At 55.1% G+C, this 16364-nt stretch carries 15 protein-coding genes; all 15 read right to left on the reverse strand.

The window, feature by feature from the left end:
• Positions 1-9: 9 nt before the first annotated feature.
• The 15 genes from ffh to AC3WQH_RS01540 all read right to left on the reverse strand — a co-directional run bounded on the left by ffh (position 10) and on the right by AC3WQH_RS01540 (position 16281).
• Positions 10-1425 carry a signal recognition particle protein gene (ffh, locus tag AC3WQH_RS01470; protein ID WP_005834324.1) on the reverse strand — a complete coding sequence of 472 codons (1416 nt, stop codon included), beginning with the start codon at positions 1423-1425 and terminating at the stop codon, positions 10-12.
• Between the two features lie 10 nt (positions 1426-1435).
• Positions 1436-1774, reverse strand: coding sequence for a putative DNA-binding protein (locus tag AC3WQH_RS01475; protein WP_005834326.1), 339 nt, complete (start codon positions 1772-1774; stop codon positions 1436-1438).
• A 143-nt stretch (positions 1775-1917) separates the two neighbouring features.
• The gene (ftsY, locus tag AC3WQH_RS01480) at positions 1918-2925 is read right to left on the reverse strand and encodes a signal recognition particle-docking protein FtsY (protein WP_005834327.1); all 1008 of its coding nucleotides are present in this window, start codon (positions 2923-2925) and stop codon (positions 1918-1920) included.
• Between the two features lie 105 nt (positions 2926-3030).
• A complete protein-coding gene (gene smc, locus AC3WQH_RS01485) occupies positions 3031-6603 on the reverse strand; it encodes a chromosome segregation protein SMC (protein ID WP_005834329.1) in 3573 nt (1190 codons plus the stop codon).
• Positions 6604-6879: 276 nt separating this feature from the next.
• Positions 6880-7566 (reverse strand): ribonuclease III, encoded by a 687-nt coding sequence (gene rnc / locus AC3WQH_RS01490; protein WP_005834331.1) that lies wholly within the window; start codon positions 7564-7566, stop codon positions 6880-6882.
• A gap of 54 nt (positions 7567-7620) precedes the next feature.
• Positions 7621-8862, reverse strand: a complete 1242-nt coding sequence (fabF, locus tag AC3WQH_RS01495) for a beta-ketoacyl-ACP synthase II (RefSeq protein WP_005834333.1) — start codon at positions 8860-8862, stop codon at positions 7621-7623.
• 133 nt (positions 8863-8995) lie between these two features.
• On the reverse strand, positions 8996-9229 hold the full coding sequence (gene acpP / locus AC3WQH_RS01500) for an acyl carrier protein (protein ID WP_005834336.1): 234 nt from the start codon (positions 9227-9229) through the stop codon (positions 8996-8998).
• Between the two features lie 53 nt (positions 9230-9282).
• A complete protein-coding gene (gene fabG / locus AC3WQH_RS01505; RefSeq protein ID WP_005834339.1) occupies positions 9283-10023 on the reverse strand; it encodes a 3-oxoacyl-[acyl-carrier-protein] reductase in 741 nt (246 codons plus the stop codon).
• Complete coding sequence (gene fabD, locus AC3WQH_RS01510) at positions 10017-10967, reverse strand: ACP S-malonyltransferase (protein WP_005834340.1); 951 nt, start codon at positions 10965-10967, stop codon at positions 10017-10019. The genes fabG and fabD overlap by 7 nt, the downstream gene beginning before the upstream one ends.
• Positions 10967-11986 (reverse strand): beta-ketoacyl-ACP synthase III, encoded by a 1020-nt coding sequence (locus AC3WQH_RS01515; protein WP_005834342.1) that lies wholly within the window; start codon positions 11984-11986, stop codon positions 10967-10969. The genes fabD and AC3WQH_RS01515 overlap by 1 nt, the downstream gene beginning before the upstream one ends.
• A gap of 5 nt (positions 11987-11991) precedes the next feature.
• Positions 11992-12999 (reverse strand): phosphate acyltransferase PlsX, encoded by a 1008-nt coding sequence (plsX, locus tag AC3WQH_RS01520; RefSeq protein ID WP_005834344.1) that lies wholly within the window; start codon positions 12997-12999, stop codon positions 11992-11994.
• A gap of 20 nt (positions 13000-13019) precedes the next feature.
• Positions 13020-13604 carry a transcription factor FapR gene (gene fapR / locus AC3WQH_RS01525; RefSeq protein ID WP_005834346.1) on the reverse strand — a complete coding sequence of 195 codons (585 nt, stop codon included), beginning with the start codon at positions 13602-13604 and terminating at the stop codon, positions 13020-13022.
• A gap of 120 nt (positions 13605-13724) precedes the next feature.
• Positions 13725-14696, reverse strand: a complete 972-nt coding sequence (locus AC3WQH_RS01530) for an ABC transporter ATP-binding protein (RefSeq protein ID WP_005834347.1) — start codon at positions 14694-14696, stop codon at positions 13725-13727.
• 12 nt (positions 14697-14708) lie between these two features.
• Entirely contained in the window at positions 14709-15497 is a 789-nt protein-coding gene (locus AC3WQH_RS01535; RefSeq protein ID WP_025846176.1) for an ABC transporter permease, read from the reverse strand.
• 4 nt (positions 15498-15501) lie between these two features.
• Positions 15502-16281 carry an ABC transporter permease gene (locus AC3WQH_RS01540; RefSeq protein WP_005834352.1) on the reverse strand — a complete coding sequence of 260 codons (780 nt, stop codon included), beginning with the start codon at positions 16279-16281 and terminating at the stop codon, positions 15502-15504.
• Positions 16282-16364: the final 83 nt, after the last annotated feature.

The following is a 16364-nucleotide window of genomic DNA, read 5'->3' on the forward strand; positions in this document are numbered from 1 at the left end:
CATGCCTCTTTACTTGAACGGTGGTTTGAAATTGAAGGGGAAGTTCATGCCGCCTTGGTTGGTTCCTCCGCCTTTGCCCATGAACGGCAGTCCGAAGCCGCCTTTTTTCTTCGACTTCTTGACCATCTTGTCGGCGACGCCAGAGAATTGCTTCATCATTTTTTTCATTTCCTCGAACTGCTTGATGAACCGATTCACTTCCTGAATGCTCGTGCCGCTTCCGCTCGCAATGCGCTTGCGGCGGCTGGCGTTCAAGAGGTCGGGGTTGGCACGCTCTGCCTTGGTCATGGATTTGGCGATTGCTTCCACGCGGGCAATCTGCTTCTCGTCCACGTTCATTTTGCCTTTCATCTTGTTCATTCCGGGCAGCATGCCGAGAATGTCCTCAAAAGGCCCCAAATTGCGCAACTGCTGCATGGAATCCAGGAACATGTCGAAGGTAAATTCCCCTTGACGCATCTGGCGCTCCATGTCGCGCGCTTTTTCTTCATCCACGGACGCCTGCGCCTTTTCGATCAGGCTGAGTACATCACCCATTCCCAAAATGCGGGAAGCCATGCGATCCGGATGGAACGGTTCGAGCGCATCCAGCTTTTCACCCATCGCCGCAAACTTGATCGGCTTGCCAGTGACAGCTTTGACGGATAGTGCCGCACCGCCTCGGGTATCCCCGTCGAGCTTGGTGAGAACCACGCCAGTCAGTTCGAGCTGGCTGTTGAAGCTCTCCGCCACATTGACGGCGTCCTGACCTGTCATCGCGTCCACGACGAGCAAAATCTCATCGGGCTTGGCAACTTCGCGAATTTGCTTCAACTCGTCCATCAACGCTTCATCAATATGCAGGCGACCTGCCGTATCGAGAATCACAACGTCGAGGTGATTGGCTTTCGCGTGTTCAATCGCTTGCCGAGCGATGTCAACAGGACTGACTTGATCTCCGAGAGTGAAGACGGGAACATTCAGTTGCTCCCCCAAAACTTGTAGCTGCTTGATCGCAGCCGGACGGTAAATGTCGGCTGCCACCAGAAGCGGCTTCTTGTTTTGCTTTTGCAAATACTTGGCCAGCTTACCAGTCGTGGTCGTTTTCCCCGCCCCTTGCAAACCCGCCATCATGATGACGGTCGGCGGACGGTGCGCCATCGTCAACTGAGCTACGCTGCCACCCATCAGGGCGACCAGCTCTTCGTTCACGATTTTGATAACCATTTGACCTGGCGTCAGGCTTTTCATGACTTCCTGGCCGACTGCGCGCTCTTTGACGCGAGCGACGAAGTCTTTTACTACTTTGAAGTTAACATCTGCTTCCAGCAGGGCAAGGCGGACTTCCCGCATCGCCTCGTTGACGACGGTTTCGTCGATCTTTCCTCTGCCGCGCAGTTTGTCAAATGCGTTTTGCAGCCGATTGGCCAAGCTTTCAAACGCCATGCGAGCCCTCCTAATCCATCTCTGACAGTTGGTGGAGCAAAGTATTCAGCTCGTCTCTTGTCTCGCTCTCTGCAAGCCCATTTACAAGCTCATTCATTCGTGCCAGCACTTCCATCCGCTTCTCGTGGCGCTGTGCCAGATTAAGCTTCTGATCGTATTCGAACAACTGCTTTTCTGCCCGCTTGATGTGGTCGTAAACAGCTTGTCGGCTGACCTCGTGCATTTCCGCGATTTCTCCGAGCGACAAGTCATCCAGATAGTACAGCTCCAGATATTCTCGCTGCTTGCCCTTGAGTAGCGGCGCATAAAAGTCAAACAAGAGATTGACTTGATTGGTCTTTTCTAACATGAAACCAATCCTTTGCTGTGAGGTACTCGTTTCGAAACTGTAAAGGCTTTTTCTTTACAGCACGTAGATTATAGTACCTAATTCTACACCTAGTGTCAAGGTTTTTTATTGACATCTTTTTTTGCGTTCCAGACATTATGATATTACGCGTTTTCCTGCTCTTCGGCTTCCTCTTTTTGGATCAATCCGGCAAACAGCGCATGCACAAACTGCTCGGGATCGAACTGCTGCAGATCGTCCATCTTCTCGCCGAGGCCGACGTATTTGACCGGGATGTTCAGCTCGTTGCGGATCGCGATGACGATGCCGCCCTTCGCCGTACCGTCGAGCTTGGTAAGTACTAGGCCGGTCACTCCGGCGGACTGGCCGAAAGTCTTCGCCTGGGACAGCGCGTTTTGCCCAGTCGTGGCGTCGAGGACGAGCAACACTTCATGCGGCGCGCCAGGCAGTTCGCGCTGCAACACGCGGTGCACCTTCGCCAGCTCCTCCATCAGATTGACCTTGTTTTGCAAACGTCCGGCCGTATCGCACAAAAGCACGTCGACCTTGCGCGATTTGGCGGCCTGGATGGCGTCGTAAATGACCGCTGCCGGATCGGAGCCTTGCTGCTGTTTGATGACGTCAACGCCGACGCGCTCGCCCCATACCTCCAACTGCTCGATCGCGGCTGCCCGGAACGTGTCGCCTGCGGCCAGCAGCACGTTTTTACCCTGCTGCTTGAACATGTGCGCCATTTTTCCGATCGTCGTCGTTTTGCCGACTCCGTTTACGCCGACGAACAAAATGACATTCAGCCGTCCGTCCTCGACGTTGAGCGCGGTGTCTGCCGCCTCGTCGTTTTTCAGCAGGGCCACGAGCTTCTCCGACAAAATCGGCTGCAAGTCCATGGCGTTTTCGATTTTTTGCTTGCGCACTTCTGTCCGCAAATCGTCAATCAGCTCCATGACGGTGTTGACGCCGACATCGGACGTAATCAAAATTTCTTCCAGCTCATCGAAGAAATCGTCGTCGATTTTTTTGTAGCGGCGGACCAGATCCTCCACTTTTTCTACCAGCAAATCTCTCGTTTTCGCCAGTCCATCCGTAAACTTCTGGGTTACTTCTTCGGATTTTTGGACGATCGCGTCACGAAGGCGCTTGAAAAAGCTCATGTTCATCTTCCTTTGCGGATAATCTTGTCAAAAGCTCGCATGAAGTCGAGCTTCGGCTGTATGCTCGTTTCTATTGCTTGCGGGCACTGACGATGCTGCGGCGAATTACGAGGCAGACTCGACGAATTTGTCGCTGTCCTCCAGCTTGACCGAGACCAGCTTGGACACGCCGCCCTCCTGCATCGTGATCCCGTACAAAACGTCTGCGCTCTCCATCGTGCCTTTGCGGTGCGTCACGCAAATGAACTGCGTCTGGCTGCTGAACTGCTGCATGTACTCGGCGAAGCGGTTGACGTTTGCCTCATCTAATGCCGCCTCCACTTCGTCAAGCACGCAAAATGGCACAGGCTTGACGCGCAGGATGGCAAAGAGCAGAGCCATCGCGGTCAGCGCGCGCTCGCCCCCGGAGAGCAGAGCCAGATTTTGCAGCTTTTTGCCCGGCGGCTGCGCCACGATGTCGATCCCGGTTTCGAGCAGATTGTCCGGATTGGACAAGAGCAAATCGGCCCGTCCCCCGCCGAACAACTGCACAAACACGTCGCGGAACTGCTCGGAGATCGCCTCAAACGTCTCCTTGAAGCGGCGCGACATCTCTGCGTCCATCTCCTGAATCACCTGGTAGAGCATGTCTTTTGCTTCATTCAAATCGGCTTCCTGCGCGCTTAAAAACTGCTGGCGCTCAGACAAGCGCTCGTATTCCTCAATCGCCCCGAGGTTGACCGTGCCGAGTGCGGCAATTTGCTTTTTGAGCTGGGCGACGATTTGCGTCTCCGCTTGCAACTCACCGCGCGGCGGGTATTTTTGCTTCGCCAGATCGTAGCTCATTTCGTATTCTTCGGAGAGTTTATTCAACAGGTGGTCAAGCTCCACCTCGCCGCGGTTGACCTTGACTTCCTCCTGATGGAGCTTCTCTTCCAGCGCTTTGACCTCGCGGCGAATTTCTTTTACCTGCACTTCCACCTGCTCCTGCTTGTGGAAAAGCGTCGCCCGCTCGTTGCGGCGTTCGGCAATCAGTCCGGCTACCCGTTCCTTGTCCTGACGCAGCTCGGCGATGCGCTGATCGAGCTCAAGCCCGGACGATTCGTTCGTGCGCTCCAACTCGTCGAGTGCGGCGAGGTTCGCGTTTTGCTCTTCCCATTCGCGCTGGAGCAAGCTTTTTTGTTCGATCAGGCGCTCCGTCTGCTCCAGGCGGGACTGGTGTTCCTGTTTCACCTGGGCATTTAGCACTTTCAGGCTGGTAATTTTCTGGTTCATTTCTTCCTTGGATTCCAACTGCTCCTGGCGCTTGGCCTCGGCTTCGGCGATCAGCTCGCTCAGCTTTTGCTCTTCTTGCTCCAGGACGGCCAAGTCCGCTTGAAGCTGCTCCTCTTTGCGCAACGCTTCTTCCATCTCTTTCTGGTAGGCGGCAATATCTTGCTCTACCAGCTTGGCCCGCTCGCCCAGCGAACGTCCCTCTGCTTCGGTTTGCTGCAAGAGGCCCTTGACTTCCTGCTCCTTCAACCGCAGCGCTTCGCCTTCCGAGCGGAGCGCTTCCTGTTCTTCTTCCATACGGCGAAGCTGTTCGGCCAGTTGCTCCATTACGGTAGTATGTCCAGAAATTGCCTCTTCGATTTCGCGCATTTGCGCTTCGAGCTCTTCTGCCTGACGGTTGCGGCCGAGCAGGTTGGCGCTGTTTTTCTTCAGGGCGCCCCCTGTCATCGAACCGCCCGCGTTGACGATATCGCCTTCGAGCGTCACGACGCGGTAGCGATAGCCGAGCGTGCGGGCGACGCGGTTTGCCTGCTCCAGCTTTTCCGTCACGATGACGTTGCCGAGCATGCTCTCCAAAATCGGGCGGTACGCTTCCTCAAACGAAACCAGCTCGCTGGCGATCCCGACAACGCCGCTTTCTTTTGCCAACTGCTGACGGTCGTTTGCCTGCAAGGTGCGCGGCCGGATGACATCCAGCGGCAAAAAGGTGGCGCGGCCTGCATTGTGCTGCTTCAAATAAGCAATCGCGGCTCGCCCTGCCGCCTCGTTATCGACGACGACGTTTTGCAGCGCCCCGCCCAAGGCGACCTCCATCGCCGTTTCGTACTGCTGCGGCACGACGACCAGCTCGGCGACCGCGCCGTGGATGCCTTTGAAGCCCCGCTCGCGTGCCTTGAGAATTTCTTTTACCCCTTGCTGGAATCCGGCAAATTCGGACTGCATCTCTTTGATGAGGTCCAGGCGGGACTTCGCCGCTTCTCTTTTTTGCTCGGACTGCCGCAGCTCCCGACGCACCTGTTCCATGCGCGCTTGTCCATCGCGCAGGCCGTCCATCAACTGCTTGTAGCGGGTAACCGTATCCTGAATGGTCTGATCGATCTGGGTCAGTTGCTCCTGCAGCTCGGCCATTCTCACCTGGCGCTGCACCTCTTCCAGCTCCAACTGTTCCTTGCCGGCCAGTTGGCGGTCGACGCGCGCCTGCGATGTCTGCACAAGCTGCTGCTGATGGCGGATTTCGTTGCGCAGGTTGGCCATTTCGTTCAGCTTTTCAAAATAATCGCCTTTCAACCGTTCCACATCGTCTGTCAACGACTGCACCATGGAGAAAAACTGCCCTTCAGCCTCCTGCAACGATGCATGGGCTTCCGCCATCCGCCGATCGGCTTCCTTGGCGCGCTCCTGCTCTTCGGCAAGCTCCGCTTCCAGCGCGTGCTGCTTCTCTGTCAGCCTGTGCATCTGCTCCATCGTCTGCTGGCGATTGGCGCTCAAATTGCGCATCCGCTCGCGCAATACTTCGCGCTGGCCTTCTACCTTTTCCGTCTCCTCGCTCACCGTCAAGAGAACGTGTTGCAGTTCCTCGATCGACTGGTCGATTTGCGTGACCGAAAAACGGGCCTGCTCCAGATCGGCTTCGTGCTTGGCCGCTTCCGTCGTCTGCCTCATCAAAAGCTCGCGAAGCTCCTGCACGCGCTGCGTCGCGGCCTCCCATTTGCTGTGGGCCGCCTCGATCTGCTGCACGTACAGCGCGACTTCGTGCTCGACCAGCTTGCGGTGCAGCTCTTTGTACGTCTTCGCCGTCTCTGCCTGCTCCTGCAGCGGTCCGATCTGTTCGGTAATTTCGCTGACGATATCGTGGATGCGGATGAGGTTTTGCTCGGTGTCATCGAGCTTTTTCTCCGCCTCGCGCTTGCGGGTCTTGTACTTGACGATGCCCGCCGCTTCTTCAAAAATGCCGCGGCGATCTTCCGACTTCGTGCTGAGAATTTCTTCGATTTTTCCCTGGCCGATAATGGAGTACGCTTCTTTTCCCAGCCCCGTATCCATGAACAGCTCCATAATGTCCTTCAAGCGGCATGATCTGTTGTTTATGTAATACTCACTGTCACCGGAGCGGTAGACTCTGCGCGTGATGGAAACCTCCGAATATTCCACGTCGAGGGAACGATCCGTATTGTCCAAGGTGAGCGTCACTTCGGCAAAGTTCACTGGCTTGCGCTTGTCGCTGCCCGCGAAAATAATGTCCTCCATCTTCGCTCCGCGCAGCGACTTGGCACTCTGTTCTCCGAGCACCCAGCGGATCGAGTCGGAAACGTTGCTCTTGCCGCTTCCGTTCGGACCGACTACCGCTGTCACTCCTGGTACGAACTCCAATTCCGTCCTGTCGGCAAACGATTTGAATCCTGCCAGCTCCAGGCGTTTCAAATACATACTTACGGTCCTCCTTACCAAACCAACCTAATCTGCCCGTGACGCACGGCCGTCCGCAAGCGGACAAAGAGGCGCACGGCATGAATCGGATGGTACCCGAAAAGAGCCCCTGTATCAGACAGGAGCTACTCCACTGCGAGCCTTCGTGGTCATATCGAAATAAGTGTATCATAGAAAGCTGTCATCACGCAGTATTTTCCCGGCTTTTCCAAGCGGGAACAAAGAAAGCTACACCACCTGCGCCCGCAGATGATGCAGCTCCCTTTTTCCGAGCCTTTATTTCTCCCCCAGCTTTACCAACGCCCGCGCGGCTGCCTGCTGTTCCGCTTCCTTTTTGGAACGGCCCGAGCCAATGCCAAGCGAACGATTGTTCAAAAGCACTTCCGATACGAACTCTCGATTGTGAGCTGGTCCTTTTTCTTCTACAATGCGATACTGGATGTCTCCCAGATTGTCCTGTTGAACAAATTCCTGCAACTGGCTCTTGAAGTCTGTTACCTGGGCAAACTCTCCCTTGTCGATTCTGGGGTAGACGTATTTTTCCATGAAGGAAAATACGGCATCCAGGCCCTGATCCAGATAGAGGGCACCAACAAAAGCTTCAAATACGTCCGCTAGCAAGGCAGGTCGCTGACGTCCGCCAGTCAACTCTTCCCCTTTTCCCAGCAAAACGAGATCGCCAAAATTCAGCAGTTCAGCAAATTTAACCAGAGAAGGCTCACAGACAATCGCTGCCCGCAGCTTCGTCATTTCGCCTTCGCTCATCTTCGGAAAAGTTTTGTATAAAAACTGGGAAACAGTCAACTCAAGCACAGCATCTCCCAAAAACTCCAGCCGTTCGTTGTCTGATATTCGTTTGCCGCGTTGCTCGTTCACGTAGGAAGAATGGGTGAATGCCTGCCGCAGAACGCTCTCATCGTGAAAGCGAAAGCCTATCTTCTCTTGCAGCTGTGCAAAATTCATCACCCTCACCACCATTCCAGGAGACTGCCTACTTTTTCTCTCAGTAGGGCTCATTTATGCTTCGTATCGCTTCAGGATCACCGTTGCATTATGACCGCCGAATCCAAACGTGTTGGAAACAGCCACATGGACGGTCGCCTTGCGCGCATGGTTAGGAACATAGTCGAGATCACATTCCGGATCAGGGTTTTCCAGGTTGATCGTAGGAGGAAGCACCTGATCGCGCAGGGCAAAAGCGGTCGCGATTGCCTCGATGCCGCCTGTCGCTCCGAGCAAGTGGCCTGTCATCGACTTGGTCGAGCTGACAGCCAGCTTGTAAGCGTGTTCGCCAAACACTTCTTTAATCGCCTGCGTCTCGGCGATATCGCCCTGATCCGTAGAGGTTCCGTGTGCGTTGATGTAGCCCACCTCTGTCGGATCAATGCCTGCGTCACGCAGCGCATTTTTCATGCAGCGCGCAGCCCCTTCGCCACCTGGCGACGGAGAAGTGATGTGATGGGCATCCGCGCTCATGCCGTAGCCGATCACTTCCGCGATGATGTTCGCGCCGCGTTTTTTCGCGTGCTCCAGCTCTTCGAGGATCAGGACGCCCGCCCCTTCGCCCATGACGAAGCCATCGCGGTCTTTGTCAAACGGACGGCTCGCCTTTTGCGGCTCGTCGTTGCGCGTGGACATCGCTTTAGCCGAACAAAAGCCCGCAAACGCCATCGGACGAATTGTCGCTTCTGCACCGCCTGCGATCATCACATCCGCATGATCGAACTGGATCAAACGCAGAGCATCCCCGATTGCGTTTGTCCCTGTCGCACATGCGGTAATCGCGCTGGAAGTCGGTCCTTTTGCTCCGTATTGAATGGATACTGCACCGGAGGCCATGTTGGCAATCAGCATCGGAATGAAGAACGGACTCACGCGGCGTGGCCCTTTTTCCAACAGCACGGAATGCTGCTCTTCCCATGTAGACAGCCCGCCAATTCCGGACCCGATGTATACACCCACTCGTTCCGCATTTTCTGGCGTGATTTCCAGTTTCGCATCCTCTACCGCCATTTTGGCAGCAGCCAATCCAAACTGAACGAATCGGTCTGTACGTCGTATTTCTTTTTTGTCCATGTACAGCTCAGGGTTGAAGTCTTTCACTTCGCCCGCGATCTGCGTCGGATAATCCGTAGCGTCGAAAGCAGTCAGGCGGTCAATGCCTGATTTTCCTTCCAGCAAACTGTTCCAGAAGGTCTGCGCGTCATTTCCCACCGGGGAGACGACACCAACGCCAGTAATCACCACTCTTCGTTTCATTGCGATCACCTCTATATGAAAGTCAGCAGTCAGTTTCTTGCGTACACTTCATGCCTAACGTAACTTCCTGGTATGTATTCGGCGGCAATTGAAGGAGAAGTCCCGTATGGTACGGGACTTCCAACTGATGGATCTACTTGTGAGATTCTATGTATTTTACAACCTCACCAACAGAAGTGATCTTTTCAGCATCTTCGTCAGAAATCTCTAAATCAAACTCGTCTTCGAGTTCCATTACGAGTTCCACTACATCCAGGGAGTCAGCGCCCAGGTCTTCTTTGAAAGAAGCTTCCAAAGTAATCTTGGACTCATCTACACCCAGACGATCGACGATGATTTTCTTCACGCGCTCCAATGTATCTGCCATCTTGCTTCACCCCCTCTCCCGTATTATAGTAGATGAGCTTTCAAAAAACCAGTTTACATGTACATGCCGCCATCCACATGCAAAGTTTGGCCTGTCATGTAATTGGCTGCGTCAGAAGCAAGGAACAGAACGACGGACGCAATGTCCTCTGTCTGGCCGAGACGAGCCAGCGGAATCTGGCTGATAAGGCCAGCTTTTACATCCTCCGGCAGCACGGCTGTCATTTCTGTATCAATAAATCCAGGCGCTACCGCGTTCACGGTGATGCCGCGGCTCGCCAGCTCGCGCGCGGCTGTCTTGGTCAGGCCGATGACGCCCGCTTTTGCCGCCACGTAGTTAGCTTGCCCCGCATTGCCGAGCACGCCGACCACGGACGTAATGTTGATGATCTTGCCCGAGCGTTGCTTCATCATCGGACGAGTCGCCGCTTTCAGGCAGTTGAACACGCCTTTCAAGTTGGTGGCAATGACGTCATCCCACTCTTCTTCCTTCATGCGCATCAGCAAATTGTCGCGGGTAATCCCGGCGTTGTTGACGAGAATGTCGATCGAACCGAAATGGTCGAGCGCGGCCTTGAACATATCGCCCACTTCCTCGGCCGAAGAAACGTTGGCGCGAACCATGATCGCATCGCGGCCCAGCTCCTTGACTTTGGCAACGGTCTCGGCTGCTGCGGCTTCGCTTCCTGCGTAGTTCACCACGACATTCGCTCCTGCTTCGGCCAGCTTGAGTGCAATCGCACGGCCAATCCCGCGGGAGGCTCCTGTCACAAGCGCTGTTTTTCCTGTTAGCATAGTACCCCTCCGTTCAAAAGCTCAGTCAAGGATTCCATGTCCTGGACCGAAATGATCGTCGTATCGGCTGGCGCGATTTTTTTAATCAGTCCCGCAAGCACTTTGCCTGGTCCGATCTCCACGAACGTAGTCACGCCCGCTTCGACCATCCACTGTACCGAATCCTCCCACAAAACCGGAGCCGATACTTGCTGCACAAGCTGCTCGACGATCGTTGCCGCTTCGGTAACAGGGCGTGCCGTCACGTTTGCCACGACCGGGACGCTCGCTTCCTGGACTGTGACGCCTGCAAGCACCGCCTGCAATTTGTCTGCGGCTGGCTGCATCAGGCTGGAGTGGAACGGTCCGCTCACGTTCAGCGGGAGCACACGCTTCGCTCCTGCTGCCTTGGCCTTTTCGCCCGCCAGCTTGACGCCTTCGGCCGAGCCGGAGATGACGATCTGCCCCGGGCAGTTCATGTTCGCTGGCTGAACCGGATGCCCGGAAGCGGTTACTTCCTCGCACACGGCTTGCAGGGCTGCGCGCTCCATGTTCAAGACCGCTGCCATCGCGCCCTGGCCTGCCGGAACGGCTTCTTCCATGAATTGGCCGCGTGCCCGAACGACTTTGACCGCATCGGCAAAAGACAGCGCGCCTGCTGCCACCAGCGCCGAATATTCGCCCAGACTGTGGCCCGCCACGAAATCAGGCGTGTAATCCGGCAACTTTTCTTTCAAGGCTGCAAGCACAGCGACGCTCGCCGTCAAAATCGCCGGCTGCGTGTTCGCCGTCAGCTTCAACTCTTCTTCCGGGCCTGCAAAGCACAGACCGGAGAGCGAAAAGCCGAGCGCGGCATCTGCCGTTTCAAAAATGCGGCGGGCTGCTTCCGACTGCTCGGAAAGCGTCTGCCCCATCCCTACGAATTGCGAGCCTTGGCCCGGAAAAACAAATGCTACTTTCCCCACTACTGTCCGCTCCCTTCCGCTGGCGTGGTCGACCATTTCAGAAGCGTTGCTCCCCAGGTCAAGCCCCCGCCGAAACCTACGAGAATGACGTTGTCGCCTTCTTTTACCCGTCCCGCCGCGATCGCTTCGTCCAGCGCAACCGGAATCGACGCAGAAGACATGTTTCCGTAACGGTCGAGGTTGATCGCCACTTTGTCCTCAGACAAGCCGAAGCGTTGCACGGCAGAGTCGATAATCCGCTTGTTCGCCTGGTGCGGCACCAAAAGGTCGATGTTTTCCCGCTCGACTCCCGCTTTGGACAATACCGCTTCTGTCGCGGAGTTCATCACGCGCACCGCGAATTTGAAGACTTCGCCGCCTGCCATCGAGAGATAGTGCAGGTTGTTTTCGACCGACTCGCTCGAAGCCGGGATGCGCGAGCCGCCCGCAGGCAGGCACAGCAACTCTCCGCCTGCGCCGTCTGCGCCAAGCTCAAACGACTGGAAGCCAAAGCCTTCCCGCACTTCGCCGATCACAGCGGCACCTGCGCCATCCCCGAACAGCACACATGTGTTGCGGTCTTTGTAGTTCGTAATTTTGGACAGCGTCTCTACCCCGACGACCAGCACGTATTTGTAAAGTCCGTTGGCAATGAACTGCGCCGCTGTCGTGATGCCGTACAAAAAGCCTGTGCAGGCAGCCGATACGTCAAGCGCCGCTGCACGTTTTGCTCCCAGCTTTTCCTGCAGGATGCAGGCAGTCGACGGGAACATCATATCAGGCGTCACTGTTGCCACGATAATCATGTCGAGCTGCTCTGCGCTGATGTTGGCTCGCTCCAGCGCTTTTTTCGCAGCTTCATAAGCAAGATCGGAGGAAGCTTGCTCAGCCGAGCAAATGCGACGTTCCCGGATTCCGGTGCGGGAAACAATCCACTCATCTGTCGTTTCCACCATTTTTTCCAGATCGAAGTTGCTAAGCACTCTGTCAGGTGTATAGGAACCTGTAGCCAAAATGCCTACTGAACGCTTTTTGTCCATCTGCCTCACTCGCTTTCTCCCGTTATATTTTTCTGTAGCGCCTGCGCAATGACTTCGTTTACATCTTGCCGCACGAAGCGGGCTGCACTGGCAATCGCGTTTTTCATCGCTCGCTCGTCAGAGGAGCCGTGTGCCTTGATGACAGGACTTTTCAGGCCCAACAACGGCGCTCCCCCGTATTCCGCATAGTCCATTTTGTTCTTGAAGCGCACGAGTCCCGGCTTTAAAATGGCCGCTCCTACTTTATTAATCAGACTGGAAGTAAACTCCTGCTTCAACAGCGAAAAGATTGTGGAGGCCGCGCCCTCTACCGCTTTCAGCAGCACGTTGCCGACAAAGCCGTCGCAAACGAGCACATCGCATGCCCCTTGCATGACGTCACGCGCTTCCACGTTGCCGACAAAATTCAGGTCTGCCTGGGACAGAAGCGGGAAGACGGCTTTGGTCAGCTCGTTTCCTTTTCCTTCCTCTGTCCCTACGTTGAGGAGTCCCACTTTCGGATTTTCAAAGCCCAGCACTTTTTCTGCGTACAGACTGCCCATCACCGCATATTGCAGCAGGTGATGCGGCTTCGCATCCATGTTGGCGCCGACGTCGAGCGTAAGCGTGACGCGGCCCAGTACATTCGGGATAAAGGCGGCCAGAGCGGGACGTTCAATCCCCTCCATGCGGCCTGCATAGAGCAACCCCGCCGTCATGAGCGCACCTGTATTACCTGCAGAGATCGCTGCATCCACGATTTTTTCGCGTGCCATCTCGACTGCTACGACAAGCGAAGAATTTTTCTTGCGACGTACAGCTCGAACCGGTTCATCATCTGGCAAAATCACTTCCGTAGTAGGAACGATCTCGATGTTTGCCGGCAAGTCTTGCGGCAAGTGGTTCCGAATGGCCTGTTCATCTCCCACCAGTACAACGGTAATGGCCGGGTTTTCCTTGATGGCAGCAAGCGCCCCTAAAACTGTACTTCGCGGTGCGTTATCGCCGCCCATCGCATCAACTGCAATTCGCAACCGTGTCTCCTCCTTACCTCTCATCCATGCCGATTTTGTGTCCCTGACATTTCTACAACCCGAAACGTCGCGGTAAAGACCAATTCTCCCTGAACCTTGGTCTCAACGCGCACTTTGCATTCGTCGCCGTTCCGGCTGCGCACCAGCGCTTTTGCCACCAGCTTTTCGCCGATGCGCACAGGCCGCACGAAGCGGATTCGGGCGGTTGCGGTCAACGCCACATCTGCATTAATGACTGCTACTGCCAACGAGTTGGCCTGGGCAAAAATATAGTGCCCCCTGGCAATCTGCGTCTTCGAAAAAACATGCTCTTCTTTTATTTCCAGTACGGAAATGGCTTGGGAATCGAGCTGCAAGTCGATGATCTCGCCGATCACCTCGTCGATCCCCAGCGATTTTACGGGATCGAGACTCTTTTCGGCAACCGATTTGATCCGCTCGCGCAGCTCGGGAATCCCAAGCTCCAATCGGTCTAAACGTATCGTTTGAATGCTGACATGAAATAACTCAGCCAGATCTTCGTCCGTCGCAAATGGATTATCCGCCAGCGACTGCACCAAGCGCGTCTGGCGGTCTTTTTTTGGCAAGCGGGCGATGCGAAACACCCCCCTAGCAAGATTCTCATTCGGATATGTATGATTGCGAGCTGTTTTTAATACCAGGTACCAAAACAGTATAAGGGAGAACGTCGGCAATTACAAGTAAAGTTCTTGAAAATGTGGCTCTCACTCGCGGTACATCAGCCGAATGATTTCCTCGATCCCGGGTTCCTTCATTTGGATGTCCAGCGGCTCGCCCCAGTTCGCGACTGCGGCGAGAATGCGCGGCGAAGAAATTTTGCCTTTGTCAAAATGAATGGACAACACATTGCCTGCAAGCTCCATCCGCTCAATCCCCGGCAGTTCCGCCTCCAGGTGCGGGGGCTGGCGATATTCGACCTGAATCAAGCTGGGCAGGCCAATTTGGCGGCGCATGTCGTCCAGGCTCGTATCCATCATCTTTTTCCCGTGATTGATGACGATAATCCGCTTGCACAACTGCTCAATATCGTCCATGTCGTGCGTCGTGAGCAAAATCGTCTTTTTTTGCGTCTCGTTGACTTCTTTCAAAAACGCGCGAATCCGCGTCTTCGCAACCACGTCCAGGCCGATTGTCGGCTCATCCAGGAACAAAACGGGCGGATCGTGCAAAAGGGCCGCAGCGAGGTCCGCTCTCATTCGCTGTCCCAAAGACAACTTGCGCACAGGCGTGTCCAAAAACTCGTGCAAGTCCAAAAGCTCCTGGTACATCGCCATCGCGCGCCGATAGGCCCGGTCGTCGATCTTGTACATCGCCTGTAAAATTTCAAACGAGTCTTTGACAGGCAAGTCCCACCACAACTGTGTACGCTGTCCGAACACGACGCCGATGCGCGAAGCGACCTGGATTCTGTCTTTTTGCGGACTGTAGCCGTCAATGCGAATTTCCCCCTGACTCGGATGCAAAATGCCGGAGAGCATCTTGATCGTGGTCGATTTCCCCGCGCCGTTTGGACCGATGTAGCCGACGAACTCCCCCGCCTCGATTGAAAAGGAAATGTCGTCCACCGCCTTGACTTCGCGCTGCTCGCGGGAAAACAGGGAACGCAGCGAAGCGAACGGACCTTCTTTGGGCGGAGTCAGAAAAAACGATTTGCTGATATGTGCTGTTTCAATCATGTTACAACCTCCTTAGCTTCCCGTACTGTGATAGTGCCGAATCCCCGTATTCCAGAAGGCTCTCGCCAATAGCAGCGCCACTGTCGCCGCGACAGGCGCTGCAAGCGGGTAGTACCAGCCGCCCCCTTTTCCAAGCAAGGTCAGCATTGGCAAGTAGTTCATGTAGGCGATCGGGAGCGCCGAGAAAAACAGCCACTTCAGCCAGCCCGGATAGAGCGAGATCGGATAGTTGGAGGCGTTGGCCGGAGCGTAAATGGTGAAAGTCAGCATGTCTTTCATTTGGTGCGTCCAAAAAGACAGCGCCGCCGAGGCCAAGGCCATGGAAAAATAAATGACGCCGCCCGACATGATCGCCACAGGCGAAAACAGGGCGAGCCACCCAATCGGTCTGCCCTCTGCCGCAAGCCCGGCGAGCGCGACAGCCAGCACCGCCACTCCCTGCACCACCCCGCCAATGCGCGAAAGGTCCAGATTGCGCGTGAGCAGAAGCATCAGCGGGGAGACGGGACGAATCAGCATCTGGTCGAACTCGCCGTGCACCACGTACTTTTCAAATTCGTGCAATTCTGGCGCAAACAGCCGATACAACGATACGGATGTCGACGAGATGCCGTACAGCATGCCGACCTCATAAATGTTCCAGCCCGCCACGTTGTCAAAGCGGTGCAAAATGGCGGAAAGAACGACGAAATCAAGCACCAGAATCATCCCGGTCGTAGCCGCGCTGGTAATGAAATTCATTTTGTACTGCATTTGCGCGCGAATGCTGGCTGCGATTAGTTTTCGATAAAGTCCAAGCACCTCTCTACCCTCCTTGAATCTCCAGTTTTCTTCTCGCTCGCCCGGTCGCCAACAGCGCGATCGCCGTCAGCGCTACCGCCCAAAAAACTTGAACGGCTATCCCGTGCGCCGGAGCCAGTTCCAGCCAGGTCATGACCGGATAGTAAATCATCGCGGCAAAAGGCAAGAACGGAGCGACTTCCCCAAGGATGCCAGGCAACAGATCGACAGGAATCATCTGTCCGCCAAAGCCGAACAGCAGCGACATCAAAATAAGGTGCAACCAACGCACCTCTGTCGTCCAAAAGGAAGAGATCCCGACCAGATAAAACAGGAGCATGGCGATGTACACCGCGAGCAACAGCGAGAGCGGAAACAGGAGATAAGTAAGCGGGTGGGAAGGAACGTAGAAGCCGACTGCAAGCCCGAGCAAAATGCCGATTGGTAGACTGCGATAACAGGCGTTGTAGAGCAGCCTGCCAAACTCCTGGCTCAAGGTGTACCACAAATAGTGGACGGGCTTAATCATGTCCAGGCTTACCGCCCCGCTGCGAACGCCCAGTTGGACATGGAGGCCTGGAGACAAAAACGCCGTGACCCAGAGCACACTTTGGCAAATTGCGATGTAATGGGCCATGGTCGTGGCATCGTACGGACCGTGTACTTGCTTGCCACGCAAAACCCCCATCCAGATGGCAATAAAAACAAGCCCGAAAACCGCGCTCGCCACATTGTTGACCAGATGAGAGAGACGATACTGAAGATTGCGACGATAGCTTTTGCGAATCAGCCGCCAGTAGACCATAAATTCCTCCCACTATAAAGTAATGTTTTCTCCTGTTTTCTCGCTCATTCTCTGTTTTTTAACTTTGACATCTTAAAGCTCTT

The organism is Brevibacillus sp. FW301-21C12A (assembly GCF_058788915.1).

Excerpts from the sequence above, each read along its gene's own strand:
- ffh (WP_005834324.1), bottom strand. The coding sequence starts at position 1,425 with ATGGCGTTTGAAAGCTTGGCCAATCGGCTGCAAAACGCATTTGACAAA.
- AC3WQH_RS01475 (WP_005834326.1), bottom strand. The coding sequence starts at position 1,774 with ATGTTAGAAAAGACCAATCAAGTCAATCTCTTGTTTGACTTTTATGCG.
- ftsY (WP_005834327.1), bottom strand. The coding sequence starts at position 2,925 with ATGAGCTTTTTCAAGCGCCTTCGTGACGCGATCGTCCAAAAATCCGAA.
- smc (WP_005834329.1), bottom strand. The coding sequence starts at position 6,603 with ATGTATTTGAAACGCCTGGAGCTGGCAGGATTCAAATCGTTTGCCGAC.
- rnc (WP_005834331.1), bottom strand. The coding sequence starts at position 7,566 with ATGAATTTTGCACAGCTGCAAGAGAAGATAGGCTTTCGCTTTCACGAT.
- fabF (WP_005834333.1), bottom strand. The coding sequence starts at position 8,862 with ATGAAACGAAGAGTGGTGATTACTGGCGTTGGTGTCGTCTCCCCGGTG.
- acpP (WP_005834336.1), bottom strand. The coding sequence starts at position 9,229 with ATGGCAGATACATTGGAGCGCGTGAAGAAAATCATCGTCGATCGTCTG.
- fabG (WP_005834339.1), bottom strand. The coding sequence starts at position 10,023 with ATGCTAACAGGAAAAACAGCGCTTGTGACAGGAGCCTCCCGCGGGATT.
- AC3WQH_RS01515 (WP_005834342.1), bottom strand. The coding sequence starts at position 11,986 with ATGGACAAAAAGCGTTCAGTAGGCATTTTGGCTACAGGTTCCTATACA.
- AC3WQH_RS01530 (WP_005834347.1), bottom strand. The coding sequence starts at position 14,696 with ATGATTGAAACAGCACATATCAGCAAATCGTTTTTTCTGACTCCGCCC.
- AC3WQH_RS01540 (WP_005834352.1), bottom strand. The coding sequence starts at position 16,281 with ATGGTCTACTGGCGGCTGATTCGCAAAAGCTATCGTCGCAATCTTCAG.